The 26,622-nt window shown below is 71.9% G+C and carries 22 protein-coding genes and 1 tRNA gene; 14 read left to right on the forward strand and 9 right to left on the reverse strand.

Going from position 1 to position 26,622, the window contains the following annotated elements; genetic code table 11:
- Positions 1–130: 130 nt before the first annotated feature.
- From OG403_RS15930 to OG403_RS15945, 4 genes are all read right to left on the reverse strand, one after another.
- Complete coding sequence (locus OG403_RS15930) at positions 131–2,131, reverse strand: APC family permease (protein WP_442911070.1); 2,001 nt, start codon at positions 2,129–2,131, stop codon at positions 131–133.
- Positions 2,132–2,462: 331 nt separating this feature from the next.
- Positions 2,463–4,370 carry an APC family permease gene (locus tag OG403_RS15935; RefSeq protein WP_329564899.1) on the reverse strand — a complete coding sequence of 636 codons (1,908 nt, stop codon included), beginning with the start codon at positions 4,368–4,370 and terminating at the stop codon, positions 2,463–2,465.
- 151 nt (positions 4,371–4,521) lie between these two features.
- Positions 4,522–5,049 (reverse strand): universal stress protein, encoded by a 528-nt coding sequence (locus OG403_RS15940; protein WP_329564900.1) that lies wholly within the window; start codon positions 5,047–5,049, stop codon positions 4,522–4,524.
- 248 nt (positions 5,050–5,297) lie between these two features.
- Positions 5,298–5,378: transfer RNA gene (locus OG403_RS15945), tRNA-Tyr, on the reverse strand.
- A gap of 193 nt (positions 5,379–5,571) precedes the next feature.
- Between OG403_RS15945 and OG403_RS15950 the strand changes: the two genes are divergently transcribed.
- Positions 5,572–6,060 carry a YajQ family cyclic di-GMP-binding protein gene (locus tag OG403_RS15950; RefSeq protein ID WP_329564901.1) on the forward strand — a complete coding sequence of 163 codons (489 nt, stop codon included), beginning with the start codon at positions 5,572–5,574 and terminating at the stop codon, positions 6,058–6,060.
- 210 nt (positions 6,061–6,270) lie between these two features.
- On the opposite strand, the gene OG403_RS15955 is transcribed toward OG403_RS15950, so the two are convergent.
- On the reverse strand, positions 6,271–7,518 hold the full coding sequence (locus OG403_RS15955; RefSeq protein WP_329564902.1) for a Mu transposase domain-containing protein: 1,248 nt from the start codon (positions 7,516–7,518) through the stop codon (positions 6,271–6,273).
- A 944-nt stretch (positions 7,519–8,462) separates the two neighbouring features.
- Between OG403_RS15955 and OG403_RS15960 the strand changes: the two genes are divergently transcribed.
- The 6 genes from OG403_RS15960 to OG403_RS15985 all read left to right on the forward strand — a co-directional run bounded on the left by OG403_RS15960 (position 8,463) and on the right by OG403_RS15985 (position 14,100).
- Positions 8,463–8,702, forward strand: a complete 240-nt coding sequence (locus tag OG403_RS15960) for a hypothetical protein (protein WP_329564903.1) — start codon at positions 8,463–8,465, stop codon at positions 8,700–8,702.
- A 67-nt stretch (positions 8,703–8,769) separates the two neighbouring features.
- Positions 8,770–9,438, forward strand: a complete 669-nt coding sequence (locus OG403_RS15965; protein ID WP_329564904.1) for a DUF2637 domain-containing protein — start codon at positions 8,770–8,772, stop codon at positions 9,436–9,438.
- Between the two features lie 384 nt (positions 9,439–9,822).
- A complete protein-coding gene (locus tag OG403_RS15970) occupies positions 9,823–11,076 on the forward strand; it encodes a phosphatase PAP2 family protein (RefSeq protein ID WP_329564905.1) in 1,254 nt (417 codons plus the stop codon).
- Between the two features lie 45 nt (positions 11,077–11,121).
- Entirely contained in the window at positions 11,122–11,700 is a 579-nt protein-coding gene (gene mug, locus OG403_RS15975; RefSeq protein ID WP_329564906.1) for a G/U mismatch-specific DNA glycosylase, read from the forward strand.
- Positions 11,701–11,842: 142 nt separating this feature from the next.
- Positions 11,843–12,964: an aminopeptidase P family protein gene (locus tag OG403_RS15980; protein WP_329564907.1), complete on the forward strand. Its 1,122-nt coding sequence runs from the start codon at positions 11,843–11,845 to the stop codon at positions 12,962–12,964.
- 134 nt (positions 12,965–13,098) lie between these two features.
- Positions 13,099–14,100 carry an NADP-dependent oxidoreductase gene (locus tag OG403_RS15985; protein ID WP_329564908.1) on the forward strand — a complete coding sequence of 334 codons (1,002 nt, stop codon included), beginning with the start codon at positions 13,099–13,101 and terminating at the stop codon, positions 14,098–14,100.
- A gap of 22 nt (positions 14,101–14,122) precedes the next feature.
- On the opposite strand, the gene OG403_RS15990 is transcribed toward OG403_RS15985, so the two are convergent.
- The gene (locus tag OG403_RS15990; RefSeq protein WP_329564909.1) at positions 14,123–15,361 is read right to left on the reverse strand and encodes a citrate synthase; all 1,239 of its coding nucleotides are present in this window, start codon (positions 15,359–15,361) and stop codon (positions 14,123–14,125) included.
- Between the two features lie 124 nt (positions 15,362–15,485).
- Between OG403_RS15990 and OG403_RS15995 the strand changes: the two genes are divergently transcribed.
- The gene (locus OG403_RS15995) at positions 15,486–16,697 is read left to right on the forward strand and encodes a citrate synthase/methylcitrate synthase (RefSeq protein ID WP_329564910.1); all 1,212 of its coding nucleotides are present in this window, start codon (positions 15,486–15,488) and stop codon (positions 16,695–16,697) included.
- 42 nt (positions 16,698–16,739) lie between these two features.
- Here the strand turns inward: OG403_RS15995 and OG403_RS16000 are convergent, their stop codons facing one another.
- Positions 16,740–17,141 (reverse strand): YccF domain-containing protein, encoded by a 402-nt coding sequence (locus OG403_RS16000; protein ID WP_329564911.1) that lies wholly within the window; start codon positions 17,139–17,141, stop codon positions 16,740–16,742.
- A 263-nt stretch (positions 17,142–17,404) separates the two neighbouring features.
- Between OG403_RS16000 and OG403_RS16005 the strand changes: the two genes are divergently transcribed.
- The 6 genes from OG403_RS16005 (at position 17,405) to OG403_RS16030 (ending at position 24,597) form a co-directional block, all read left to right on the forward strand.
- Positions 17,405–19,081 (forward strand): ABC transporter permease, encoded by a 1,677-nt coding sequence (locus tag OG403_RS16005; RefSeq protein WP_329564912.1) that lies wholly within the window; start codon positions 17,405–17,407, stop codon positions 19,079–19,081.
- Positions 19,082–19,092: 11 nt separating this feature from the next.
- The gene (locus tag OG403_RS16010) at positions 19,093–20,415 is read left to right on the forward strand and encodes an ABC transporter ATP-binding protein (RefSeq protein WP_329564913.1); all 1,323 of its coding nucleotides are present in this window, start codon (positions 19,093–19,095) and stop codon (positions 20,413–20,415) included.
- Between the two features lie 108 nt (positions 20,416–20,523).
- The gene (locus OG403_RS16015) at positions 20,524–20,988 is read left to right on the forward strand and encodes a DUF6542 domain-containing protein (protein WP_329564914.1); all 465 of its coding nucleotides are present in this window, start codon (positions 20,524–20,526) and stop codon (positions 20,986–20,988) included.
- Complete coding sequence (locus OG403_RS16020; RefSeq protein ID WP_329564915.1) at positions 20,981–22,615, forward strand: LCP family protein; 1,635 nt, start codon at positions 20,981–20,983, stop codon at positions 22,613–22,615. The genes OG403_RS16015 and OG403_RS16020 overlap by 8 nt, the downstream gene beginning before the upstream one ends.
- A gap of 86 nt (positions 22,616–22,701) precedes the next feature.
- Positions 22,702–23,535, forward strand: a complete 834-nt coding sequence (locus OG403_RS16025) for a PP2C family protein-serine/threonine phosphatase (RefSeq protein WP_329564916.1) — start codon at positions 22,702–22,704, stop codon at positions 23,533–23,535.
- 48 nt (positions 23,536–23,583) lie between these two features.
- Complete coding sequence (locus tag OG403_RS16030) at positions 23,584–24,597, forward strand: MASE1 domain-containing protein (RefSeq protein WP_329564917.1); 1,014 nt, start codon at positions 23,584–23,586, stop codon at positions 24,595–24,597.
- 20 nt (positions 24,598–24,617) lie between these two features.
- Here OG403_RS16030 and OG403_RS16035 read toward each other — a convergent pair whose 3' ends face one another.
- Positions 24,618–26,198, reverse strand: a complete 1,581-nt coding sequence (locus OG403_RS16035) for a CehA/McbA family metallohydrolase (RefSeq protein WP_442910920.1) — start codon at positions 26,196–26,198, stop codon at positions 24,618–24,620.
- Positions 26,199–26,325: 127 nt separating this feature from the next.
- A complete protein-coding gene (locus tag OG403_RS16040; RefSeq protein ID WP_329564918.1) occupies positions 26,326–26,622 on the reverse strand; it encodes a YciI family protein in 297 nt (98 codons plus the stop codon).

Raw genomic sequence — 26,622 nt, forward strand, 5'->3', positions numbered from 1 at the left:
GATAACACGGCGGCAACGGGCGGTGTGGGCCCAGGGGCGGCAACGGCGTGGGCCCCGGGCGGACGATCCACCCGGGGCCCACACCTCGATGACGGCGCTCGGTCAGCTCATCGAGGCTCTCCGACGGCGCTCAGACGTTCTCGGGCGCCTTGATCGCCTCGCGCTTCGTGCCGTCGCCGCCGCTCGGCTCGCCGCGCCGGACCGAACCGGGGCCCCGGCGGGCCGGGTGGTCGGCGCGCGGGGCCGAGGAGAGCTGCCACGGCACGCTGATCACCATCACGCCGGGGGTGAAGAGCAGCCGGCTCTTCAGCCAGAGCGCGGACTGGTTGTGCAGCACGTGCTCCCACCAGTGGCCGACCACGTACTCCGGAATGAAGACCGCGACGGCGTCCCGGGGGCTGGTGCGGCGCACCGAGCGGACGTAGGCCACCACCGGCTTGGTGATCTCGCGGTAGGGCGAGTCCAGCACCTTGAGCGGCACCCGGATGTCGAACTCGTTCCACCGCCGCCTGAGTTCCTCGACATCGTCCTTCTCCACGGCGACGCTGACCGCCTCCAGCGAGTCCGGGCGGAACGCCTCGGCGTACCCCAGTGCGCGCAGGGTGGGCTTGTGCACCTTGGAGACCAGCACGATGCCGCGCACCTTGGACGGGCGCACCGCCTCCGCGTGCGGATCCTCCACCGCCAGCTCCGCGGCGACCGCGTCGTAGTGCTTGCGGATGCCGCGCATCATCGTGAAGAGCACGATCGCGGCGAGCACCGCGAGCCAGGCTCCCTCCAGGAACTTGGTGGCCATGACGATCACGAAGACCAGACCGGTGGTGCAGGCGCCGAACGCGTTGATCACCCGGGAGCGCTGGGCACGCGCCCGCACCGCGGGATCGCTCTCGCTGCCCAGCACCTCGTTCCAGTGCCGGACCATGCCGATCTGGGAGAGCGTGAAGGAGGTGAACACGCCCAGGATGTAGAGGTGGATCAGGTTGGAGACGTTCGCCTTGTAGCCCCACAGGAGCAGGATGTTCACCACGGCCAGCGCGATGATGCCGTTGGAGAAGGCGAGTCGGTCGCCGCGGGTGTGGAACTGCCGTGGCAGGTAGCTGTGCTGGGCCAGGATCGAGGCGAGCAGCGGGAACCCGTTGAAAGCGGTGTTCGCGGCCAGGATCAGCACCAGGGCGGTGACGGCCTGGATGAAGTAGAAGAGAAAGCTGTGGTCGCCGCCGAAGATCGAGGCGGCCAGCTGCGCGATGACGGTCGGCTGGGAGGCCGTGTGGCAGTCGCCCGGGTAGCCGACCAACTGGCAGGTGTCGGCGGTCTTGTGCACCTTGGTGACGAGCGCCAGGGCGGTGATGCCGACGAACATCACCACGGCGGTGCTGCCCATGACGGCCAGCGTGGTGGCCGCGTTCTTCGACTTGGGCTTTCGGAAGGCCGGCACACCGTTGGAGATCGCCTCGACACCGGTCAGCGCGGTACAGCCGGAGGCGAAGGCCTTCAGGCCCAGGAAGACCAGCGCGATCCCGGTCAGCGTGCCGTTGTGGTCGGTCGGCGTGATCGCGTACTGGGCGCTGGAGGCCACCGGCGTGTGCCCGAAGGCCATCTTGATGAAGCCGGTGATCACCATCAGCATGATGCCGAAGATGAACAGGTACGTCGGCGCCGCGAAGGCCTTGCCCGACTCGCGGACCCCGCGCAGGTTCACCGCGGCCAGCAACGCGACGAAGATGCAGGCCATCGGGACCCGGAAACCGCCGATGCCCGGGAACGCCGAGATGATGTTGTCCACTCCTGAGGCGACCGAGACCGCGACGGTCATCACGTAGTCGACCATCAGCGAGGCGGCCACCACCAGGCCGGCCCGGTCGCCGAGGTTCTGCGTCACCACCTCGTACGAGCCGCCGCCGCCCGGGTAAGCGTGCACGACCTGCCGGTAGGAGAGGACCACGACCGCCATCAGGACCACCACCGCGGCCGCGATCCACGGCGTCAGGTAGAGGAAAGCGGTGCCGCCGACGGTGAGCACCAGCAGGATCTCCTCGGTGGCGTAGGCCACCGAGGAGAGCGGGTCGGACGCGAAGATCGGCAGCGCCAGCCGCTTGGGCAGCAGCGTCTCGCCCAGCTCCTCGCTGCGCATGGCCTGACCGATCACGAGGCGCTTGAGCGCCGAAGGCAGGTTGAACACAAGCGCGAGCGTATGCGTCCCATGCGTATTGGCGATGGGCGACTCGCGGGCGGTGAATTACCTTCGTACGGCCGTTCGGTCTCGCGTTTGCGCAGGTCAGCGAGGTAGAGGGCAATCCGGATACGCCACCCGAACGCATCGGGAGATGGCATGAACGGCGCATCGAATGCCTGGCTGATATCACACAGACAGGCTAGTTGTGCTATTTCGGCTGCATTCGTCTTCCGCTGAATTCGTCGTGCCGAGTCGTGCCGATGAGATGTTCCCGGTCGGCCGCTCCGCGCTACATCCGCAGCCGCAGCCGGCAGACCACCGCGTCGGTGCCACGGCGCAGCGCCCGGTCGATCAGCACCCCGCGCTGGTTCTGCAGCGCCCGCTGCCAGAAGTGCACCGGCTCGACCTCGGCGATCAGCACCGTGATCCGGTCGAAGCCGCCGTCCTCAGCGCGCGGCTGCTGGGCCAGTCCGTTGACGAAGCCGACCAGCGGCCGGCCGAGCCGCCGGTGCGCGTCCTTCACCTGGACCAGCGGCACGCCCGGCTGCCACAACTCCCAGTCCCGGCGCAACGCTTCGGCCGTCTGCTGGTCCTCGACGTCCGGCTCGGTCGGCACCACGGTCACCGCGAGCACCTCGTCGCCGAGCGAGAGGGCGGCGGAGAGCGCCTCGCGGGTCATCCGGGTGAGCGAGTGGACCGGCACCACGACCAGCGAGCGCTGCGGGGTCAGCGGCCCGGGGATCCGGCCCAGTTCCAGCCGCTCCCCGATCCGCCCGTACGCCCGGTGCACCAGCTCGAAGAGCAGCACCATCAGCGGCAGCGCGACCACGATGCCCCAGGCGCCCTCGGTGAACTTGGTACCGGTGACCACCAGGGTGGCCACCCCGGTCAGCAGCGCGCCGAAGCCGTTCAGCGCCGCCTTGCCGCGCCAACCGGCGCAGCGGCTCAGCCACCAGTGCTTGACCATGCCGATCTGACAGATCGTGAAGCCGACGAAGACGCCGATCGAGAAGAGCGGCACCAGGCTGTTCACGTCCCCGCCGGAGGCCACCAGCAGGCCCGCCGAGACCACGGCCAGGAAGAGCACGCCGTGCCGGTGCACCTGGTGGTCGGCCCGCAGCGCGAAGACATGCGGCAGGTGGTTGTCCCGGGCCAGCAGGCGCATCAGCACCGGCAGCCCGCCGAAGGAGGTGTTGGCGGCCAGCGCCAGCAGGATCACGGTGGCGAACTGGACCAGGTAGAAGCCGAATCCGTGACCGAGCGAGGCGTCGGCCAACTGGGCGAGCACGGTGACGCCCTCCACCGGCTGCAGGTGGAAGCGGCCGATCAGCACGGCCAGTCCGATCAGCATCACGCCGAGCACCCCGCCGAGGGCGACCTCGGTGTGCTGGGCGCGCTTGACCCGGGGAGCCCGGAAGGAGGGCACCGCGTTGGCCACCGCCTCCACCCCGGTCAGCGCCGAGCAGCCGGAGGCGAAGGCCTTGAGCAGCAGCAGCGCGCCCACCGAGGTCGCGTTGGCGGCCAGCGTGGAGGCGTGCCCGGCCGCTGCCGCCGTGCTGGCGGGAGCGGAGCGGAACAGGCCGATCACGATGATCGCCATGATCGAGAGCACGAAGACCGCGGTCGGCAGCATGAACCAGCGGGCCGACTCGGCGATGCCGCGCAGGTTCACCCCCGTGACCAGGACCAGCACCCCCAGGCAGAGCCAGACCCGGTCCGGGTAGAGGGAGGGGAAGGCGGAGGTCAGCGCGGCCACACCGGCGGTCACCGAGACCGCGACGTTGAGGATGTAGTCGACCACCAGGGAGGCGGCGGCGGTCAGCGCGGTGCGCCGGCCCAGGTGGGTCTTGGCCACCGCGTAGGAGCCACCGCCGTCCGGGAAGGCCGCGATCACCTGCCGGTAGGAGGCGGTGAGCACCGCGAGCAGCAGCGCGATGGCGGCGGTGACCGGCAGGGTGAAGCCCAGGCCGTAGCTGCCGGCGGCGGCGAGCACCAGGACGATCGACTCGGGCCCGTACGCGACCGAGGCCATCGCGTCCAACGAGAGCGCGGCCAGGCCGCCGAGTGCGGTCAGCTTGTCGCGGTCGTGCGCGCGGTCGGCGGCGGCGGTGGCGGAGGCACCGCTACCGGATATGCCGGGCTCGACCGCCCCGGTATGCGGGGGCTCGGCCTGGACGGCGTCAGGGGTGATGGGCATCGGATGGCTCCTGTACTCGGCTGCGCTTCGCATCGTCCCCGGACAAGCGGCGAACCACCCGCGCCCTATACGCGTTCCTAACGGCGCTTCCGGCGAATCTGACACCCCGTTGATGCTCGTCACCCATGGCTCGCACCGCATCGCCTCACCGTCAGCCGACCAGCTCCAGCGGAAGGTGGTACGCGTTGCGCCGCTCGATCTCCGCGAGATCCCGCTGCAACTGCGGCCGAGGCACCGTCAGCACCGGGCACCCGGCCCGCCGCACGCAGTAGCCGCTCACCGACGGACGCAGCCGCCGCCACCACCGCCCCTCGCCCGCGCCGACGATCAGCACGTCGTCCGGCCCGTCGGCCACCGCGACCAGCGACGCCCCCGGCTCACCGCGCACCGCGAGCCCGCTCAGCGGCAGCTGTGCCACCCCGGCCGGGAACGCCTCGGCCAGCGCCGTCGTCAGCCGCTCCACGGCAGCCTCCCGGCAGGCCGACAGCAGCGGCGGGCAGGGTGCGCGGCGGAAGCCGTACTCCCCGCCCGGCGGCGTCCAGACCAGCACCGCGAGCAACTCCGCCCCGGTCCGCCGCGCCTCCTCGGCCCCCCGGTGCAACGCCGCCAGACTCCCCAGCGACCCACTGACCCCCACCACAACCCGCCGCCGCTCCACCACGCCTACCCCTTCTCCCACCGGGCCCGCCTCACCCCAGCAAACGGGACCCACCCGGCCGGCTCCAGCCCCCTGACACATCCCTGACGACGCCACGCCCCATCCCAACGCCCCCCTGACGACCCGCCGCCCGACGCCCGGTCAGCGGTGCACCGGCCCCTGGTCCGCACCTGGTCCGCACACGTCGGCTGGGCCTCGGCTCCGGGCGCACAAAACGAGACAGCCCCCGATCCGCGTTTCCGCAGATCGGGGGCTGTCTCTCTATCCTGTGGCTGGTGCAGGGTTCGAACCTGCGTAGCTTGCGCGACAGATTTACAGTCTGCTCCCTTTGGCCGCTCGGGCAACCAGCCAGGATGTTCGTCTCGCGGGGCTGCGCCCCGTTCGACTGGATAAACCTTACCTGATGGCAGGGGGTGCTCCGCCACTTGATTGGTCACGTGATGATCAAGGGGGTCGGGCGCAGCGTCGCTGGATAGGCTGGGGGCGTGAGGGCCCCGCTCCGGTTGGGGCTGTACTGCCGACATCGCAAGGAGACCACCACAGATGGCCGACTCCAGTTTCGACATCGTCTCGAAGGTCGAGAAGCAGGAGGTCGACAACGCGATCAACCAGACCTCTCGTGAGATCGCCAACCGTTACGACTTCAAGAACGTCGGCGCGAGCATCGGCTGGACCGGCGAGCGGATCGAGCTGAAGGCTGACGGCGAGGAGCGGGTGAAGGCCATCCTCGACGTGCTGCAGAGCAAGCTGATCGCACGCAAGATCTCGCTGAAGGCGCTGGACGCCGGCGAGCCGCAGCTGTCCGGCAAGGAGTACAAGATCTTCGCGACGATCAAGGAGGGCATCTCCCAGGAGAACGCCAAGAAGATCTCCAAGATCATCCGCGACGAGGGCCCGAAGGGCGTCAAGGCGCAGGTGCAGGGCGAGGAGCTGCGGGTCTCCTCCAAGAGCCGGGACGACCTGCAGGCCGTTCAGACCCTGCTCAAGGGCAAGGACCTGGACTTCGCGATCCAGTACGTGAACTACCGCTAGCGCAGGGCTCCGTCCTGCGGAGTCACTGCCGGTAGGCCTGGGAGGGCACAGTGAGGGCACCGCGCTGAAGATCGCTTCGCGCGCCGCCCTCGCTGTGCCCTCCTCGTCCGTCCGCAGGTGCGTGCAGGTGGTGAGCGCGATCGGCCCGACGCCCGAGCACGCCGGGCGTGGCGCCGAGGCCCTCGGACCTGGTACTCGGCGGCCTCGGACTCAGCGACTCGGCACCGCGGTCCCGTGCAGGGCGTCGGCCTCGGCCTGGGCCGCTGGGGAGAGCGGGCGGTGGCCCTTGCCGCGCTGGCAGGGCGGGACCTCGGCACGGGTCGGGCGGGCGGGGCGGTCCAGCACGATGGCTCCGCCGCGGTCGACCATCCTCAGCCCCGCTCCTTGCGGCGCCAGTGCGTGGCGGGCGATGACCGCTCCGCTCGCGGTGGTGATCGACAGGAACGACTCCCCGAGGCGTCGCTGGACCTGCACGGCCGCGCCGGCCAGATCGGGCGGAACCGCGTAGAAGTTGCCGCGGTAGGCGACCAGGCCTTGCGGCAGGACGGTACGGCCGAGGCAGCTCCGCAGCGGGTACGGGGTGGCCGGCAGGTCCAGCAGCGCCGTCGCGGGAGTCGGCTGGGTCGGGTCGCCGACCGGGTGGCGGCGGCCGTCGAGGCCGGACGCGAACCGGTCGAGGCTGTCCTGCGCGGCCCAGAGGGAGCCGCCGTCCGCCACGGTGCGCCACCAGCTGCGGGCCGCCACCTGGTGGGCCGCGTCCGCGGCGCCGACCCGGTCGGATCGGCAGACCTTGACCGTCACGCCGTAGTACTTCGCCACCTGCGCGAAGGCCGGCGAGACCCGACCGGTCTCGGGGCACCACACGGCCGGCACCCGGCGGAACCGCCAGCGCCCGGTGGTGCCGCCCAGCCGCCGCAGCACCTGGTCGATGGCTTCGACAAGCTGCGGGAACTCCTCGCCTTCGGTGATCACCGCGCGCCAGCGATCCGGCCGGACCAGCGAACCCAGCAGCAGGCGAGCCGGGCTCCCGCCGTCCCACTGCGCGGGCGGATCGGTCAGCTCCAGCCACTCGAACCGGATCTTCTCGTCCGCCGGACGTGGGGCGGCGTCGCCTCCGCCGGGCCCGACGGAGCAGCAGAACGCGCAGGCAGGCCGGGCCTGGTGCTTGCGCAGGGCCCGGGTGAAGGTCGAATACCGACCTGGATAGCCCAATGCCCCGACTTCGTCGAACAGCGCGGATGCCGGCAGGTGCGGGTCGTCCGAGAGTCGCTGCCGGCAGTACGGCAGGAACCGGGAGAACTCGTCCCGGGCCGGACTGCGGGTCCCCACGGCCCGCTCTCCGCTGAGGTAGGACCTCACCGTCTTGCGGTCGTGCCCCAGCTGCCGGGCGATCGCCGAGATGGACCACCCCTGCCGCTGCAGTTCCCGCACATCCTCGTATTCCTCCTTGGTGAGCATACACAGCTCCTTACAAGCCGGACTTCCCTCCGCAGGCACGGCCCTGAATTCTGGACGGACCCCGTGCGGCCGTAAATGCTACACGATCACGGCGGAACAAATTGAGGAAAGCTCGAGCGCCGGGCGTGCGCCCTGGGGATTTTCAGGGAGCACGGGCGCCGGGAAGAATTGCGCCAGCCCTCGCGCCACTGGGGAGATCCGGCGAGCATCGCCGGAAACTCATATGGAACGACGCCCATATTCCACGGACAACGGACAGCGGCCGGCGCGCGCCGCCGGATCATTCGCCGGCCGCGGAGCGGGCGACGGTCAGGAATTGCCGACAACGCCTCCTCGCTCCTGGCACCGACAACAGCGTGCGGGCCGCCTCGTCGGCTGTGACGACTTGGCCGTTCGAGCCCGCCGAGCCCACTCGGGCGTTTCGACAACTCGACCGGGGAGCTCGTGGCAAATGCCGACGGCAAATATCGCTGGCAAAGGCCACCCGAACGGCCCAGGGACGACGGTTATCAGAACCTTGAAGGATGCTTGACCGGAGAACAGGTCATCGAAAGAAGTATCATCGTAAATTCTGCCGCACCCTCAGGCGCCCACCGGGGCAACGGCCGCGCCGCGCCATGGCCATCGCCCGCCGAGCCATCCCCTGAATGACCCGAAAATCACCCAGCGCTACCATGTCCACGGCGCGGCGGGCAAGTGGAAAAGTATCCCGGCGACCGACGGTATGACCCTGGTGAATTTCGACGAGCAGCTACGGTGTCGATTCCCGAAATTCCCCATGTATCCGATAGTCTGCGGTGGATCAACAAAAACAGCGACACCCCGGACCCACCGGGTAATTTCGGCGAGCAAGCGGAATGCTGAATATGGAACGACGCCCGGATGCCGGACACGTGTCCCGGAAGCCGCTTCGTTGATGGGGTATGAGTTCAATGCGCCAGCTAATGGCTCCACCGCATCATCTGCCGCAGGAGCGGGCAACCCGCCTCGGAAAGTGGCTCTTCGTCCCGGACCGGCGCAACCCGGCGGGTGACGTGCGGACCGGCTACCTGTCATGCAACGGCGAACGGGTCGTGCTGCGGCACTGCTCCCGCCACCTGGCCGACTTCCTGCGGACGATCCGTCAGCTCGAGGAGGACTTCGCCAGTCGCTGCGGCGCGCAGACGGTCCTGGCCGGCGCATGACGGCCGGGGTGCGCGCCGCGCGGGCCACCGCCGCCCGGCGATTGGGGCAAGAGCTACGGAGGGTGCCATGTACGACCCGAGGCGCGAGTTCCTCTCCCCGCACGGGGGTACCGTGCAGTTCGACCCGGACGACCTGTGCCCCTTCCCGATCAGCGAGGCAGCGGACGCCTGGGACCCCGAGAACCTCTTCGTTCCGCATCCCCGCGCTCCCGTCGACGATCCCGGGCTGTCCCGCGCCGGCGCGGCCGGCCGCGCGCTGCCCCGGCACCGCCGGCGCGCACACCTGTTCACCACCACCTGGTCGCAGGTCCTCGGCTCGCTGTTCGGAGTACTCACTGCCGTAACCGTCATCGCGGTGTGCCTGCTGGGCTGGACGTTCTCCTACGACCCGCTGCGCGACCTGGCGCTCACCCGGGTGCCGCAGGGGCTGTCGCAGCTGTGGCCGCTGATCATCTACGGGCCGTGGCTGGTGGGCTGCCTGTCGGTGCTGCGCGCCGCCCTGGACGGACGCCGCCCCGTGCACTCCTGGGTCGTGGTGGTGGTCTTCTCCAGCATGGCGACCGGCCTGTGCGTCGCCGATGTCTCGCGCACCGTCCCCGACGTGATCGTCGCGGGCCTGCCGCCGATCACCGCCGTGGTCTCGCTGCACCAGCTGGTCCGTCAACTCCTCGCGGGCAAGGCCACGCACCGCCCCGTCTCCCACAAGGCCGGCCCGATGAAGGGAGTACGACGGTGACCCCGTGACAGCCGTGACGGGGTCACCGCACCCCACCGAGGACGTCCCCGGCCGCTGTCGGCCGTGGTGAACGTCGAGGGGCTCCGCGCAAGCGGGGCCCCTCGGGTGCTTCCGGGGACTCCTGGCGGGCGTTCAGGTCGCGGCCGGGGAAGTTTCCTGAGAATTTGATGTATGCCCGCTGGATGTTGTGATACCCCGCAAAGGGGTGGAAACCGGTCCAGTCCAGGCCTGGCGGCACCCGAGGGGTATGCGTGATGCCATGCGCCGGGGCAGGATCGGGGGCGCACGGGCCACGGGCCCGCGCCCGGGCTCAGTAATTCTTAAAAGTCGGGCATTACGGTGACCCGGCTTGCCCCACCAGCTCTCTCGAAGGGGACGCCACCGGTGACCAGCCCGCTCCACCTCGTCCGTCCCGCCGCCGACACGAGCCGTTCGGCGCCGGTCCGTACCCCGTCGACCACCCAGAGTCCGAACGCGAGCCAGACCCTAGACCCGAGCGAGACCGAGGGTGTGGGCGCGGAGGCGGACGCGGACGGGGGCACCGACGGGAGTTCGGGCCCGCGCGGCTCCTCAGGGCTCGGTGGGAGGAACCAGAAGCCGCGGAGCGGCTGGCGGGAGCGGCTCGCCACGATCTGGGACGGGACGGCGGAGGTCCGGCACAAAGCCCGGTTCCTGCGGCTGCTGGCCTGGCCGCTGTACTTCGTCGCGCTCTGGCGGTACATCGCGGACAACGGGCTGCCGTACCAGAACGACGTGGTCTTCTGCTGGCTGATAGGGGCGCTGATAGCTGCCGCCGTGCAGAGCGGGCACCGGTTCGGCTGGCTGCGGGTGCTGCGCGACTGGCTGCCCGTGATGGGCGCGGTCTACCTGTACTCGCTGCTGCGGGGCTACGGCGCGCACACGCCGTGGGCGGTGCACTGGCGGCCGCAGCTGGACATCGACAAGGTCTTCGGGTTCGGGCAGGTCTGGAGCGTGCGGCTGCAGCAGTGGCTGTACACGCCGGGACACCCGCACTGGTACGACTACCTGTTCACCACGGTGTACATGTCGCACTTCTTCGCGATCTTCATCGTGCTGGCCGCGCTCTGGCAGCGGCGGCACGACCGCTTCACCCGGCTGCTGGCGCTCTACCTGGCGCTCACCCTGGCGGGCTTCGCGACCTACATCCTCTACCCGGCCGATCCGCCGTGGCTGGCCGCGCAGAACGGGCACCTGCCGCACCTGACCCGGGTCGTCTCGGACGTGCTGACCCAGAGCAAACTGCCGGAGGCCGGGTCGATCTTCGAGAACGGCAGCCAGTTCGACAACGACGTGGCGGCGATGCCCTCGCTGCACGCCTCCTACCCGATGCTGCTGGCGCTCTTCTTCTGGCCGACCGCCGGGCGCAAGACGCGGGTGCTGCTGGCCGCCTATCCGCTGCTGATGGCCTTCACCCTGGTCTACGGTGCCGAGCACTTCGTGATCGACGTGCTGATGGGATGGCTGTACACCGCCGTCATCTACTTCGGACTCACCCGGGTGCTGGACCGGCGGGCCGCGAAGCGGGCGACCAGGCTGGCCGACCAGGAGCTGGCACGCGGGCCGCTGCCGGATTCGGAACCCGCGCCGGCCGGTGCCACCGCGATGACGACCGCGTAGCAGCGAGGGACGCGCGGGGCGCCGGAAGGACGGCAGACTGTTCCGGTGCCGAACTCCTTCCCCGCCCCCACTCCGTTCCGCCCGAACGCCGCACAGCTCGCCGCGGCCCAGGACGTGACCATCCCCGATGTGTCAGGCCCTGGGCTGCGGGTGTTGTTCTGCGGGATCAACCCCGGGCTCTGGTCCGGCGCCACCGGCCACCACTTCGCCCGGCCGGGCAACCGGTTCTGGCCGGCCCTGCACCGCTCCGGCTTCACGTCCCGGCTGCTGCGCCCGGACGAGCAGGACGAGCTGCCGGCGCTGGGCCTGGGGATCACCAACGTGGTCGCCCGGGCCAGCGCGAAAGCCGACGAGCTGACCCGGGTGGAGCTGAAGGAGGGCGGCGCGGCCCTGGTCGAACGGGTGGACCGGCTGCGTCCCCGGGCCCTGGCGGTGCTCGGGATCGGCGCCTACCGCACCGCGTTCGGACACCCGCGCGCCGCGATCGGGCGGCAGCCCGAGGGGCTGGGCGGGACCGAGGTCTGGGTGCTGCCCAATCCGAGCGGCCTCAACGCGCACTACTCGCTGGACGCGCTGGCGACGGAGTTCCGGGCCCTGCGTGAGGCCGTGGACCGACTGGACTGAACCGCACCGGAGCGAGCCGCACCGGAGCGAGCCGCATCCGGCCGAGCCGGATCCCGCGTGAATCCCTGGACCGACCAAGGATCAGCCGCACTACGCTCGGTTCACCAGCGTGCGGTAACTCCCGGAAGCAGGTGGCCCCCTCATGTCCCGTCCGTTCACCAGCGAGCAGTACGCGGCCCGGATGGCCCAGGCAGTCGAGGCGGCCACCGCCGCCGGGCTGGCCGGGCTGGTGATCGCGCCCGGCCCCGACCTGGTGCACCTGTGCGGCTACCGTCCGCCGGCCGCCACCGAACGGCTCACCGCGCTGGTGCTGGCGCCCGGCCGTGAGCCGGCCCTGGTGGTTCCCCGCCTGGAGCGCCCGGACGCCGCGGCGGCGCCCGGGGCGAGCGCGCTGCGGATGGTGGACTGGGTGGACGGCACGGACCCGTACGCCCTCACCGCGCCACTGCTGGGCCCGGCCGACGGGCGGTACGGGATCTCCGACGCCGCCTGGGCGATGCACCTGCTGGGTCTTCAACAGGCCCTGCCGGGTGCCGCCTTCGGCTCGCTGACCGGGTTGCTGCCGATGCTGCGCGGGGTCAAGGACGCCGAGGAGCTGGCCCGGCTGGCCGCGGCCGGGGCGGCGGCCGACGCCACGTACCAGGAGATCCTCAAGGTCCCCTTCGCCGGTCGCCGGGAGCGCGAGGTGGCCGCCGACCTGGCCGCGCTGTTGCGGGCGCACGGACACGAGCAGGTCGACTTCACCGTGGTCGGCTCCGGGCCGAACGGCGCCAACCCGCACCACGAGGCGGGTGAGCGGACGATCGAGGCCGGCGACACGGTGGTGCTGGACTTCGGCGGTCTCAAGGACGGCTACGGCTCGGACACCACCCGCACCGTGCACGTCGGACCGTCAGTGCCGGACGAGGTGCGCGAGGTGCACGAGGTGGTGCGACGGGCGCAGCAGGCGGCCTTCGAGGCGGTCCGGCCGGGCGTGGCCTGCCAGGAGATCGACCGGGTGGCCCGCCGGGTGATCACCGAGGCGGGGTACGGCGAGTACTTCATCCACCGCACCGGCCACGGGATCGGCACCACCACCCACGAGCCGCCGTACCTGATCGAGGGTGAGGAGCTCCCGCTGGTGCCCGGGATGTGCTTCTCGATCGAGCCGGGGATCTACCTGCCGGGGCGGTTCGGGGTGCGGATCGAGGACATCGTCACGGTGACGGGGACGGGCGGCGAGCGGTTCAACACCACCTCGCGCGAGCTGGCGACGGTGGCGTAGGCGCAGCCGACCGCGGGTGGTCCATGAACGGCATTCATGGACCACCCCTGTTCCATCGACCGAACCCTCTGCTTCCGGCGCGGCCGGCCTCCTAGCGTGATCATCACCGCCACCGATCACACCAGGAGCAGTCGATGTCCCGTACGTACCAGGCCGTCCACCAGGTGTCCCGCCCCATCGGACCCGCCCGGGCCGAGAACTTCGCGTTCGTCGAGGACGAACTCCCGCCGCTCACCGCCGGCACCGTGCTGGTCGAGAACGTCTACCTCTCGGTCGACCCCTACATGCGGGAGGCGATGGACGAGGGGCACTGGGAGCTGAACACGCCGCTGGAGGGCCGCGCGATCGGGCGGGTGATCGAGTCCCGGACGCCCGAACTCGCGGTCGGCGACCTGGTGTTCCACCGCCGCGCCTGGCGCACCCACGCGGTGCTCACCCCGGCGCAGCTGCGGCCGCTGCCGGCCATCGAGGGGGTACCGGTGAGCACCCACCTGAGCCTGCTCGGCGGCACCGGCCTGAGCGCCTACGTCGGCCTGACCCGGGTGCTGCGGCTGCAGCCCGGCGAGTCGGTCTTCATCTCGGCCGCGGCCGGCGGAGTCGGCACCGCGGCCGGGCAGTTCGCCCGACTGCTCGGCGCCGGGCGGATCGTCGGCAGCGCCGGCTCGGCGGCCAAGGTCGCGCACCTCACCGAGCGGGCCGGCTTCGACGCCGCCTTCGACTACCACGACGGGCCGGTGGCCGAACTGCTGCGCGCGGCCGCACCGGAGGGGATCGACACCTTCTTCGACAACGTCGGCGGCGACCACCTCGAAGGCGCCCTGGAGGTGCTGCGCGACCACGGCCGGATCGCCTGGTGCGGCGCGGTCGCCCAGTACAGCACCGAGCCGCCGGCCGCCCCGCGCAACCTCTACGACGTGGTGGGCAAGTCGCTGCGACTGGAGGGCTTTCTGGTGCGCGAACACCTGGATGCGCAGCAGGAGTTGACCGATTTCCTGGTGCCGCACCTGCGGTCCGGCCGGGTGCGCGCCCACGAGACGGTGGTGGCCGGCTTCGAGAACGTGGTGACGGCGTTCCTCAGCATGCTGGGCGGCGCGAACATCGGCAAGATGCTCGTCCAGACCGCCGATCTCGGCTGAACGAGCCCGACTTGACGCTCCGTCAGTCCTCCGGCCGCAGACCGATGTAGTCGGCGCGGGCCCGCATCCGCAGCGGCGCCTCGCGGTACTCCTCCATCGCGTGAGCGAGCCAACCCGCGGTCCGGGCAACCGAGAAGACCACCTCGCCGGCCTCGGCGGGCAGTTGGCCCAGGTGCGCGAACGCGGCCAGCGCCAGGTCCACGTTGGCCGCCTCGGCAGCCGGCGCGTGGTGGCCGCCGGCCGCCCGGACCACCGCGTCGACGGCCGCCAACACCGACTCGGCGCCCGGCAGTTGCCCGAGTGCGGCGAGCAGCGAGGCGCCCCGCGGATCACCTTGCGGGTAGAGCCGGTGCCCCAGGCCCGGGATCGGCCGGCCGGTGCGCAGATACTCGGAGACCACCGGCACGGCGTCCCCGGCGGCCAGCACCTCGGCGAGCATCCGGTGCGCGAACGCGCTGGCGGCGCCGTGCAGCGGGCCGTCGGACGCGCCGAGGCCGGCCGAGACCACGGCGTACGGGTGAGCCCGGGCCGAGGCGGCGACCCGGGCGGCGACGGTGGAGACCGCCAGCTCGTGGTCGGCGAGCAGCACCAGCGCGCGGTCCAGGCAGGCCACCGCGCCCGGAGGCGGCGGTGCGGGCGACAGCCGGGTCCACAGCCGGGCGGCGAGCGAGGCGTCCGCCGGGGTCGGCGGGCCCGGCAGCGCCTCCACCAGGGCGGCGATCAGCGCCGCGCCGGCGGCCCGCACGGTCGACTCGCGCAGGTCGAAGCGGAGCGGGTCCAGCGAGGCGGCGACCGCCGCCGAGACCCGCAGCCGGTCGGGCAGCCGGGTCGCGGCGGGCAGCGTCGCCGCGCTGCGGCGCAGCCCGGCGACCAGGTCGGCGGGCGCGCGCAGCTCGACTCCGGGCTCGATGCCGACGCCCCAGAGCCAGCCGACCGCCGACTCGAAGCCGTACCGCTCGGCGAGTTCGACGGCGTCCCGGCCGCGGTAGTAGAGCCGGCCGTCCTCGATCAGGGTGAGCTCGGTGCTGATGATGACCGGCTCGATCGGGGGCAGGCCCGGGACGGGCGACGGAGCGCGGGGCGAACGGCGGCGCTGCCCGACCGACAGCGCCGCCACCTCGCGGGCGTCGAAGGTGCTGCCCTTGCCACCGGGCACCCGTTCACTGCTCAGCAGGCCCCGGCTGGCGTACGCGTAGACGGTCTCCACCTTGACCCCGAGCACCTCGGCGACCTGCCGTGTGGTCAACCTGCCATCGCTCATCCCACGACCTCCTGTGGCCTCGTGCCGCCTCGTCGGCAGTATCTCACATTGATTCCAATCAACGTTGACAACATGGATCAATGCTCGGAGAGTACTGGCTGTGAGCCCTTCCGAGGAGGTAGTCATGTCGACCACGACAGATCCGGCCCAGGCCCCCACCGCCGCACCCGCGCCGTCAGCACAGGCAGCGCAGCCGGCGGACATCGAGGTCCCGCGCGGCCTCAAGGGCGTCGTCGTCACCGAGACCGCGCTGAGCGACGTACGCGGGCTCGAGGGCTTCTACCACTACCGGCAGTACTCGGCGATCGAGCTGGCCGAGCGGCGGAGCCTGGAGGACGTATGGCACCTGCTGCTGCTCGGCGAGCTGCCGGACGCCGCCGCCCGGGCCGCCTTCCACGCCCGCACCGCACCGCTGCGCCGACTGCCCGAGGCGCTGCGCCCGCTGCTGCCCGCGCTCGCGGCCGCCACCAAGGAGGCCGGGCCGCTGGCCGCCCTGGGGCCCGCGCTCTCCATAGCGGCCGCCGACCGCGGCATCCGCCCGCTCTACGACACCGCGCCCGAGCAGCGGATCGAGGACGCGCTCTTCGCCACCGCGCTGGTGCCCACCATCCTCACCGCGCTGCACCGCCTGCAGCACGGCGAGCAGCCCGTCGAGCCGCGCGAGGACCTGCCGTACGCCGCCAACTACCTCTACATGCTGACCGGCCGGGAGCCGGCACCCGCCGAGGCCAGGGCGATCGAGCGCTACCTGATCGCCACCGTCGACCACGGCTTCAACGCCTCCACCTTCACCGCCCGGGTGATCGCCTCCACCGGCGCCGACCTGGTCGCCTGCCTGGTCGGCGGCCTCGGCGCGCTCTCCGGTCCGCTGCACGGCGGCGCCCCGAGCCGGGCCCTGGACACCCTGGAGGCGATCGGCACCCCCGACCGGATCGACCCCTGGATCCGCGAACGGGTGCTGGCCGGCGAGCGGATCATGGGCTTCGGCCACCCCGTCTACCGCACCGACGACCCGCGCTCGCGGATGCTGCGCGGCGTCGCCGAGGGCTTCGGCGGCGACCTGGTCGACTTCGCCGTCGAGGTGGAGCGCCAGGTGCTGGCGATCCTCGCCGAGCTCAAGCCCGGCCGCGAGCTGCACACCAACGTCGAGTTCTACGCGGGCGTGGTGATGCACCTGTGCGGCCTGCCGAGCGAGATGTTCACCCCCACCTTCGCCGCCGCCCGCGCCATCGGCTGGAGCGCCAACATCCTGGAGCAGGCGGCCGACAGCAAGATCATCCGCCCCGCCGCCCGCTACGTCGGACCGCCGGTCCCGCAGCCCGTGCCGAGCCGCTGAACCGGCCGGGGCCCTGACGCCGCAGCCCGGACCCGCCGGACCTCACCAACCGGCGAACCGCTGGTCCGTCGAAACCACCTCGCGCCCCAACGGCATCAGCGAGATCGGGATCATCTTCAGGTTCGCCCAGCCGAACGGAATCCCGATGATCGAGACGAACAGCGGAATACTCGTCGCGATGTGCGCCAGCGCCAACCACCAGCCCGCGAACACCAGCCAGATCACGTTGCCCACGCAGGACGCGGCCCCCGCGTCCGGACGCTCCACCGTGGTGCGGCCGAACGGCCACAGGACGTAGCCGGCAATCCGAAACGAGGCGATACCGAATGGAATGGTAATGATCAGCACGCAGCAAACGATTCCGGCAATGACATAGCCAATAGCCATCCAAATGCCGCAGAAGACCAGCCAGAGCACGTTGAGGACGAAGCTGAGCACCTTCATACGTCAAGCTTTGCACGCCCATGGCCGGACTACGACACGGGCCGGTGCGACCCCCCGCTCCACCTGACACCCGCCGGCCGGGTGCGTTGGGCCGTGCCGGTGAGTGTTCCGAACACGACCATCCCGGCACGGTGTCCCGGCGCGGCGCTGGTGGTTGAGTGGCCCGGTGACCGAGGAGTGGCGCGCGGCGAGCGGTGGTGCGGGTGGCGGGTAACGGCGGCTTTCCGTCCCGAGGGGTGTGGCGCCGACCGCCGCTGCGATGGGTGGACGTGCTCGTCGCGGCGGCACTGCTGGCACTGCTGTACGGGCTGCTGGAGCTGGCGCCGGGGCTGAACGCGCCGTTCCTGCCGAACCAGGCGCCGGCGACGGTCTCCACCGATCCGGCCAACCTGCCGTACTACGCGGTGCGTTCGCTGCTGCGGATGTTCCTGGCACTGATCGCCTCGGTGATCTTCACCTTCGTCTACGCCACCGCGGCGGCCCGGGTGAAGCGGCTGGAGAAGCTGCTGCTGCCGGTGCTCGACATCCTGCAGTCGGTGCCGGTGCTCGGCTTCCTGTCGGTCACCGTGACGGCGTTCATCGCGCTCTTCCCGGGTTCCACGCTGGGCCTGGAGTGCGCCTCGATCTTCGCCATCTTCACCGCGATGGCCTGGAACATGACCTTCGCCTTCTACGCCTCGCTAAGCAGCCAGCCGCGCGAGCTGGACGAGGCGGCCCGGGTGATGCGGCTGACCAAGTGGCAGCGGTTCTGGCGGCTGGACGTGCCCAGCGGGATGATCCCGCTGGTCTGGAACGGGATGATGAGCTTCGGCGGCGCCTGGTTCTTCCTGGCCGCCTCGGAGTCGATCAGCGTGCTCAACCACCACTACGCGCTGCCCGGCATGGGGTCCTACGCCGCCGCGGCGATCGCCGACGGCAACCTCGGCCAGGTGGGCATCGCGATCGCCGTCATGGTGGTCATGGTGATCGGCGTCAACGTGGTCTTCTGGCGGCCGATGACGGCCTGGTCGGAGCGGTTCCGGGTGGAGGATTCGGAGTCCGCCGACCGGCCGCGCAGCCTGGTCCTCGACCTGCTGCGCCGCTCCAGCGTGCCGGCCCGGCTGGGCCGCCCGCTGCGCCCGGTCGGGAACGCGCTGGACCGGGGGACGCGGGTCTTCGGGCTGGCCGAGCACCCGCTGGCGACGCCGGCGGTCCGGGAGCGCACCGGGGACGTGTTCTTCGCCGGGGCGGTGAGCGCGGTCTCGCTGTTCGGCGCCTGGCGGGCCTTCGACTACGTGCGCACCACCGTGGGGCTCAGCGAGTTCGCGCACGCCTTCTACTTCGGGGCCGCCACCTTCGCGCGGGTGGTGGTGCTGCTGGTGCTCGCGACCGTGGTCTGGGTGCCGATCGGGGTCTGGATCGGGATGAACCCGAAGGTCCTGCGGTTCGCCCAGCCGGTGGTGCAGGTGCTGGCCAGCTTCCCGGCGAACTTCGTCTTCCCGTTCGCCACCGCCGCCTTCATCGCGCTCGGCATCTCGCTGAACATCGGCGCCGTGCTGCTGATGGCGCTGGGCGCGCAGTGGTACATCCTGTTCAACGTGATCGCCGGGGCCTCGGCCATCCCGTCCGACCTGCGCGAGGCGATGACCGGGTTCCAGGTGGGCGGCCGGCTGCGCTGGCGGGCGTTCATCCTGCCGGCGGTCTTCCCGTACTACGTGACCGGCGGGATCACGGCGGCCGGCGGGGCGTGGAACGCCTCGATCGTCGCGGAGGTGGTCAGCTACGGCCCGCACACCCTGACCGCCTTCGGCCTCGGCTCCTACATCGCGAACGCCACCGGGACCGGGGACTTCCCGAAGATCCTGGTCGGGGTCTCGGTGATGAGCGTCTACGTGGTCGCGCTGAACCGGTTGCTGTGGCGGCGCCTGTACCGCCTCGCCGAGACCCGCTACGCACTCTGACGGAGACCCTGATGACCACCCCCCGGACCACCATCGTCGAGGCCGACGGCGTCACCAAGACCTTCAGCACCCCCGATGGCCGCGCACTGCCGGTCCTGGACGACATCAGCCTGCGGCTGGTGGAGGGCGAGATCGTCGCCCTGCTCGGCAAGTCCGGCTCCGGCAAGTCCACCCTGCTGCGCTGCCTGGCCGGGCTGATCGCGCCGTCCTCGGGCACCGTCGCCTACCGCGACACCCCGCTGCTCGCTGCCAACCCCGGGGTGGCGATGGTCTTCCAGTCCTTCGCGCTGCTGCCCTGGCTGACCGTGCAGCAGAACGTCGAACTGAGCCTGCAGGCCCGCGGCGTCGGCGAGGCGGAGCGGCGGGAGCGGGCGCTGAAGGCGATCGACCTGATCGGCCTGGACGGCTTCGAGGGCGCCTACCCCAAGGAGCTCTCCGGCGGCATGCGCCAGCGGGTCGGCTTCGCCCGCGCCCTGGTGGTCGAGCCGGACGCGCTCTTCATGGACGAGCCGTTCTCCGCACTGGACGTGCTGACGGCCGAGAACCTGCGCTCCGAGCTGGTGGGCCTGTGGGAGGGCCACGAGGCGCCGGTGAAGTCGATCCTGATCGTCACCCACAACATCGAGGAGGCGGTGCTGCTGGCCGACCGGATCCTGGTGCTCTCCTCCAACCCGGGCCGGATCAGGGCCGAGCTGACCGTCGACCTGTCGCGCCCCCGGGACCGCCGCACCCCGCAGTTCGAGGCCCTGGTGGACACCGTCTACGGGATCCTGACCGGCCGCGAGGAGCGCGAGGCGGCCGCGGCCACCGAGGCGGCGGCCCGGCCGCCCGCGACCCCGATCACCACCCCGCTGCCGGTGGCCAGCGTCGGCGGGCTGGCCGGTCTGCTGGAGATCCTGCAGACCATGGGCGGCGAGGAGGGGCTGGCGGAGATCGCGGACGAGCTGAACTTCGAGGTCGACGACCTGCTGCCACTGGTCGACGCCGCCGTCCTGCTCGGCCTGGCCGACACCGCCCACGCCCGGATCGCGATCACCGAGGCCGGCCGCGAGTTCACCGCCGCCGACATCCTCACCAGCAAGCTGCTCTTCGCCCGCAACGCGGCCCGCCGGGCCCCGCTGGTGCGCGCCGTGGTGCAGTCGCTGGCCGCCACCGAGGAGCACAAGCTGCGCGAGGACTTCTTCCTCGACCTGCTGCGCCGCGGCTTCGACGCAGAGGACGCCAGGCGCCAGCTGGGCATCGCGATCGACTGGGGCCGGTACGGCGAGCTGTACGACTACGACGCCGACGACGGCGAGTTCACCCTGGAGCCCGGCGCGGAGGCGGCGCTGTGACCCACCGTTAGACCTCCCCCGCCCCGCTGTCGGGTAGCCCCCGGCACAGCCTCCAGAAACACTTGCTAGATTGCGCAACCAAGCAAGTAGCGAGGGAGTGCGAAGCAGGTGGCAGAGCAGTGGGCCGAGCGGCCCGACGATGACATAGCGGCGTCACCGCGAGCACGCCGACGCCGCGCGCAATCCGCTCCGGCGGTCCGGCACAGCGGCGCCGTCGCCCTGCTGCTCACTGCCCTGCCGCTGGCGGGCGCGCTGGGGGACGAGGCCGCCGGCCCGGGTCTGGGCCTGGTCTTCGCGCTCTGCGCCGTACTCGGCACGGCGGCGGCCGCCGCCCTGGCCACCCGGGCGGGCTGGTGGTGGGTGCTGGCGGCCCCGCCGCCGGTGGTGCTGGCCGCCTGGGCCGGCGGCGAACTGCTCGGCGACTCCGCCAAGTACCAGGGGTCCAAGGCACTGGCCACCGGAGCGGTGCGCTGGCTGGTGCACGGCTTCCCGGTGATGGCCGAGTCGATCGGCGCCGCCCTGCTGGTCATCGTGGTCCGGATCGTGTTGGAGAAGAGGAACCGTCGTGGCTGACCACTCCCCCGCCGGCCCGGGCCGCGCCGCCCGCCGCCAGGCCGCCGCGCCGGCCAAGCGCAAGCGCACCTCGCCCCTGGTCATCGCCGGCCGCACGGTCGCCTGCGCCACCTCGCTCGCGGTGCTCTGCGGCAGCGGCTTCTCCTGGTACGCCTACACCTCGCTGACCACCGGGCTGACCACCTCCACCGCGCTGAGCGCCGTCAAGAAGTCCGCGCCGCCGCACCTGGACAACTCGGTCAACATCCTGCTGATCGGCCTGGACAGCCGCAAGGACATGAACGGCAACGACCTGCCCAAGCAGTTCGTCCAGGACGAGCTGAACGCCGGCTCCAGCGACATCGGCGGCTACAACACCAACACCCTGATCGTGCTGCACATACCCGCGAACGGGGGCAAGGTCACCGCACTGTCCATCCCCCGTGACGACTACGTGATGGACTACAACGGCGACGGGTCCCAGCAGGGCATGCACAAGATCAAGGAGGCCTACGGGCGGGCCAAGGCGGTCGCCGACCAGAAGCTCGCGAACAAGGGGCTCAGCAAGGCGCAGGAGGAGCAGCAGAGCCGCGAGGTGGGCCGGGAGGCGACGCTGGCCACCGTGCAGAAGTTCCTCGGGATCCCGATCGACCACTTCGCCGAGGTCAACCTGCTCGGCTTCTACGACATCGCGCAGCAGGTCGGCCCGGTCCAGGTCTGCCTGAACCACGCCACCAGCGACCCGGCCGAGACCGGTCAGGGCTCCGGCTTCTCGGGCCAGGCCGGCATCAACACGCTGAACGCCTCGCAGGCCCTCGCCTTCGTCCGCCAGCGCCACAACCTGCCGAACGGCGACCTGGACCGCACCCACCGCCAGCAGGCCTTCATCTCCTCGGTGGAGTACAAGCTCAAGCAGGAGGGCGTCTTCGGCGACCTCGGCAAGATGCAGGGCCTGTTCAACGTCGTGAAGAAGGACGTGGTGATCGACGACCAGTGGAACATCCTGGACTTCGCCCAGCAGGCACCCAACCTGACCGGCGGCAACGTCGAGTTCAACACGCTGCCGATCGCCGGCTTCGCGACCATCGGCGGCGAGGACGTGAACAAGGTCAACCCGGTGGAGATCCAGCAGATCGTCCAGACCCTGTTCGGCCATGACCCGGCGCCCGCGCCCACCGACAGCTCCTCGGCCGCGCCCGCCTCGGCGCCGGCGGCCCCGGCGGCCCCGAGCTCGGCGCCCGCGGCCCAGGCGAGCGGGACGGCGGACGTGTACAACGCCTCCACGGTGAGCGGGGCCGCCGCGAACGAGTCCAAGGCGCTGGCCGGCATGGGCCTGAAGGCCGGCCGGGTCACCGAGGCGAGCAGCCACCCCAAGACCACCCAGGTCACCTACGGCGCCGGCGAGAAGGACAGCGCGGACGCGGTGGCCGCCCGGTACGGGGTGAGCGCGGCGCCCTCCTCGGCGGTGGCGGCCGGGCACATCCAGGTGATCCTGGGCACCGGGTACACCCCGCCGGGCGGGGCGGCGACGGCCGGCGGAGCCGCCGGCAGCCCGGCCGCCGCCGGCGGCGCGAGTTCCGACCCGGCGGCGAGCCTGCCGATGCAGGGGCCCCCGGTGAAGATGGGCGGCATTCCCTGCGTGAACTGAGCCAGCTGGGCGGGGCGGAAATAGGATGAGCTTGCCTATACCCGCCCCGCCCCCGCCGGGGCCCGACGCAGCACCTCGGAGGGTCGATGACCCGACGCCGCCCCGCCCGCCACGCGAGCGCCGATGAGCTGCTGACCGAACTCGGCCGGCTCACCGAGCAGGTGCTGGAGCGTGCCGAGTTGCAGCAGGCGCGGGTCGAGCTGGCCGAGGCGCTGCAGCGCGAACTGCTGCCCGCCGCCCTGCCCGAGCTGCCGGGACTGCGCGCCGCCGCCCGCTACGCCCCCGCCCGGCACGGCCTGAACATCGGCGGCGACTGGTACGACGGCTTCCCGCTGCCGGACGGCTCGCTCGCCTTCTCGATCGGCGACGTGCAGGGCCACGACGTGGAGGCGGCAGCCTTCATGGGCCAGGTCAGAGTGGGGCTGCGGGCGGTGGCGGCGACCGCGGCCGACCCGGGCGAGGTGCTCAGCCGGGCCAACGACCTGCTGCTCTCGATGGACACCCGGCTCTTCGCCACCTGCAGCTTCCTGCGCTTCGACCCCGTCACCCGGGAGCTGGCGCACGCCCGGGCCGGCCATGTGCCCTGGGTCTGGGCCACCCCCGACGGCCGCTGGGGCCTCACCGAGGACGAGGGCGGCCTGCCGCTCGGCGTGCTGCCGGCCGAGCGCTACCCGGTCACCCGCCGCCGGCTGCCGCCGGTGGGCGCGTTCGTGCTGGTCACCGACGGGGTGATCGAGGGCCCGGCGTTCCCGATCGAGGCCGGTCTGGAGCAGGTGGCCCGGGTGACCCGGGCGGGGGTCCGGTCCGACCCGGCCGAGCTGGCCGCCGAGGTGATCAAGGTGGCCGACCTCACCGGACACGCCGACGACGCCGCCGTCCTGGTGCTGCGGCACGACGAGCCACCGACCGGCGGACGGTAGCCCCGTCCGCGCGTGTCACCGCCGCGCCCGCCGCTCCGGCGTTGTCTGATGGCTGCTGTGGTGCGAAACGCGGGGCGGCTGCCCTGGGACCCGAGGCGTTCGGCCGCCGCGGCCCTGTGGATCCTCGCCGTCGCGGCGGCCTATTTCGTGTCCGGGCGACTCGGCCTGCGGCAGCAGATCGTGGTCGCGGGCGCCAAGGTCACCCCGCTCTGGCCGCCCACCGGCATCGCGCTGACCTGCCTGCTGCTGCTCGGCCTGCGCATCTGGCCGGGCATCGCGCTCGGCGCCTTCCTGGTCATCGCCTCGCTCGGCCCGCTGCACCCCGCCTCCTTCGGGATCGTCGCGGGCAACACGCTGGCCCCGATCGCCTCCTACCTGATGCTGCGCGCGGTCGGGTTCCGGCTGGAGCTGGACCGGCTGCGCGACGGCCTGGCCCTGGTCTTCCTCGGCGCGCTGGCCGGGATGCTGGTCAGCTCCACCGTGGGCAGCGGCGTGCTCTGGCTGAGCGGCTCGGTGCCCGGCCACGAGTTCCTGGCGAGCTGGTCGGCCTGGTGGACCGGGGACGCGATGGGCGTGCTGGTGATCACCCCGCTGCTGCTGGCGCTGCGCGCCTTCCGGCTGCCCGAGGACCGCGGGCCGTTCGACTGGGTGGAACCGCTGGCCCTGCTGGCCGGCACGGTGGCGGTCACCCTGGTCGCCACGATCAGCTCGCTGGGCCTGCTCTTCCTGGTCTTCCCGCTGCTGATCTGGGCGGCACTGCGCTTCCAGCTGATCGGCGCCACGCCCTGCGTGCTGGTGGTCTCGGTGCTCACCATCGGCGCCGCCGTCGACCACCGCGGCCCGTTCGCCCACCACGGCGTGCTCGCGACCATGACGATCCTGCAGGCGCTGAACGGCTCGGCCGCGCTGACCGGGCTGCTGCTCTCCGCCATCATCACCGAGCAGCGGGCGATGTACCGCCGGATCGAGCAGGCCTGCATCGGGCTGACCCGGGTGGTGGCCCGGCTGGCGCCCGGTGAGAACGGCACGCACTGGCCGCCGCCCGAGGACGGCGGCCAGTAGGACGCGGGCAGCAGGCGCGGTCAGCCGATCGACAGCAGGATCGGGTTGGTCAGCGCGGCCATCGGCCCCCAGGGCAGCGCGGGGCCCATCGTGTTGCCCTGGCCCGCCGTTCCGTCCGCCAGCGGGTGGCGCACCTCGGCCCGGACGTAGCAGGCGAGCGAGGCGGTGGTGCGCCAGACCACGGTGCCGGAGCCGCCGGCGGGCAGCGACTCCTGGTGGAGCTGCCCCTCGTCGGTGATCAGCCGCACGGTGCCGTGCGGCACTCCGGCGACGGTCACCGTGACGTCCACCGGAGCGTCGGCCGGGACGGTCAGCCGCTCGCCGATGCCGACCTGCCGCCCGTGCCCGGTGGCGGTGAAGTCGAGCCGCACGTCGGCGGACTCGGCCAGCCAGCTGCGGCCGGCCTTCAGCCCGGCGAGGATCTGGTCCCGGGTCAGGTCCTCGGCCAGCACCACGTTGTGCGGCGAGCCGATCACCTGCGGCACGCTGTGCGCGTCGCTGTTGCCCATGGCCGGCAGCCAGGGCCGGCCGGCCCGCAGGTCCTCGGCCAGCCGGGAGTCCCAGGTGTCGACGGACGACTCGTCGTCGTAGGTCCACGGCCCGTTCCACACCTCGACCGCGTCCGCGCCCTGGTAGCCGAACTTGAACTGGCAGGCCACGTACGGGCAGTACGGGTGCGCGGGCACCACCAGGCCGCCCGAGCCGCGCACTTGGCGGACGAACCGGCCGTAGGCGTTGTCCCGGGAGCGGTAGCGCCAGTCGATCCACTCCCCGGGCGGCAGGCCGAGCGCGAGCCAGTGGCCGTTGCGGGTGGTGACCTCCTCGCCGGTGATGATCAGCAGGTCGGGGCCGGCCAGCGGGCCCCAGATCCCGTGCGAGGCGGGCGTGTTGTGGTCGGTGCTGACCATGAAGTCCAGCCCGGCCGCACGGGCTCCGGCCGCCACCTCCGCGGGCAGCCGGCGCCCGTCGGAGTACACCGTGTGCAGGTGGCAGTCCCCGCGGTACCAGGCCCGGCCCCGCCCGTCGGCCCGGTCGGCCGGGTACCGGGGGGTGAAGGCGGGACCGGGCTCGCCGTAGCTCAGCGTCACCTGGACGGAGTAGTCGAGCCCCTGCGGCGCCACCTGGTACGGGCCGAGCACCACGTGCCAGGTCCCCGCCCCGACAGGCCCCGGCAGGTAGCCGGGGGTCGCCTCGCCGTTGCTGATCGCGAAGGAGCTGCGGAACCCGCCGGACCAGCCGCGGAAACCCGGTCCGCCCAGGTCGGTGCCGCGCTGGTCGAAGATCCCGATGTCGCAGGAGTTGCCCGGCACACCGGCCGGCACGCTCGGCCGGTCGTAGCTGTAGCTGACGGCGATCTGCCGCACGCCGTGCGGCACCTCGACCGGCAGGTAGACGAAGTCGGCGGCGCCGGTGTCGAGGTGGCCGCTGATGCTCTGGACGGCGGTGCCGTCGTCCGACGGTTCGGCGGCGGCGAAGGAGATCGGTGCCAGGGTCAGCGCGGTGGCCGCCCCGGCGATCAGGCCGGTCCGCAGCAGGGCGCGGCGGTCGGGTCCCGGCTCGTCATCGGCGGTGTGGTGCCGGCAGCTCTCGTCGTTGCACACGGTGGGTCCTCCCTTGACGGGTCCTTGCCATCCGCGTTCCCCCGACCGGTTAAGCCGCGACGAGCGGCAAGCGGCCGACGGGGAACCGACGGGCAATCAGTCGGCGCCCACCACCGCCGACCCGCCGTCAGCTCGGGAGCACCAGCAGCGACTCCAGCGCGGGCGCCGTCTTGGTCGGCAGGAACTCCACCACCTGGTACTGGGCCGCCCCGGCCTTGTTGAACGGGTCCTCGGCCAGCACCGCGTGCAGCGCCGCCGGGCTGGCCGCCTGGGCGAGGATCACGCCGCCGGTGCGCGGCTCCCGGCGGCCGGAGGCGAGGAAGGTGCCGGCCGCGTAGTTCCGGTCCAGCCACTCCACGTGCGCCGGGATCAGCTCGTCGATCCGCTCCAGCGGGACGGTGTAGGTCAGCGTGATGACGAACAT

The organism is Kitasatospora sp. NBC_01266 (assembly GCF_036242395.1).
Classification (GTDB): domain Bacteria; phylum Actinomycetota; class Actinomycetes; order Streptomycetales; family Streptomycetaceae; genus Kitasatospora.

What these genes read in the sequence shown, in the direction of transcription:
- OG403_RS15930 (WP_442911070.1), bottom strand. Translation starts at nt 2,131, where the DNA reads ATGCGCAGCGAGGAGCTGGGCGAGACGCTGCTGCCCAAGCGGCTGGCG.
- OG403_RS15935 (WP_329564899.1), bottom strand. Translation starts at nt 4,370, where the DNA reads ATGCCCATCACCCCTGACGCCGTCCAGGCCGAGCCCCCGCATACCGGG.
- OG403_RS15950 (WP_329564901.1), top strand. Translation starts at nt 5,572, where the DNA reads ATGGCCGACTCCAGTTTCGACATCGTCTCGAAGGTCGAGAAGCAGGAG.
- OG403_RS15955 (WP_329564902.1), bottom strand. Translation starts at nt 7,518, where the DNA reads ATGCTCACCAAGGAGGAATACGAGGATGTGCGGGAACTGCAGCGGCAG.
- OG403_RS15960 (WP_329564903.1), top strand. Translation starts at nt 8,463, where the DNA reads ATGGCTCCACCGCATCATCTGCCGCAGGAGCGGGCAACCCGCCTCGGA.
- OG403_RS15965 (WP_329564904.1), top strand. Translation starts at nt 8,770, where the DNA reads ATGTACGACCCGAGGCGCGAGTTCCTCTCCCCGCACGGGGGTACCGTG.
- OG403_RS15980 (WP_329564907.1), top strand. Translation starts at nt 11,843, where the DNA reads ATGTCCCGTCCGTTCACCAGCGAGCAGTACGCGGCCCGGATGGCCCAG.
- OG403_RS15985 (WP_329564908.1), top strand. Translation starts at nt 13,099, where the DNA reads ATGTCCCGTACGTACCAGGCCGTCCACCAGGTGTCCCGCCCCATCGGA.
- OG403_RS15990 (WP_329564909.1), bottom strand. Translation starts at nt 15,361, where the DNA reads ATGAGCGATGGCAGGTTGACCACACGGCAGGTCGCCGAGGTGCTCGGG.
- OG403_RS15995 (WP_329564910.1), top strand. Translation starts at nt 15,486, where the DNA reads ATGTCGACCACGACAGATCCGGCCCAGGCCCCCACCGCCGCACCCGCG.
- OG403_RS16000 (WP_329564911.1), bottom strand. Translation starts at nt 17,141, where the DNA reads ATGAAGGTGCTCAGCTTCGTCCTCAACGTGCTCTGGCTGGTCTTCTGC.
- OG403_RS16010 (WP_329564913.1), top strand. Translation starts at nt 19,093, where the DNA reads ATGACCACCCCCCGGACCACCATCGTCGAGGCCGACGGCGTCACCAAG.
- OG403_RS16025 (WP_329564916.1), top strand. Translation starts at nt 22,702, where the DNA reads ATGACCCGACGCCGCCCCGCCCGCCACGCGAGCGCCGATGAGCTGCTG.
- OG403_RS16030 (WP_329564917.1), top strand. Translation starts at nt 23,584, where the DNA reads ATGGCTGCTGTGGTGCGAAACGCGGGGCGGCTGCCCTGGGACCCGAGG.
- OG403_RS16040 (WP_329564918.1), bottom strand. Translation starts at nt 26,622, where the DNA reads ATGTTCGTCATCACGCTGACCTACACCGTCCCGCTGGAGCGGATCGAC.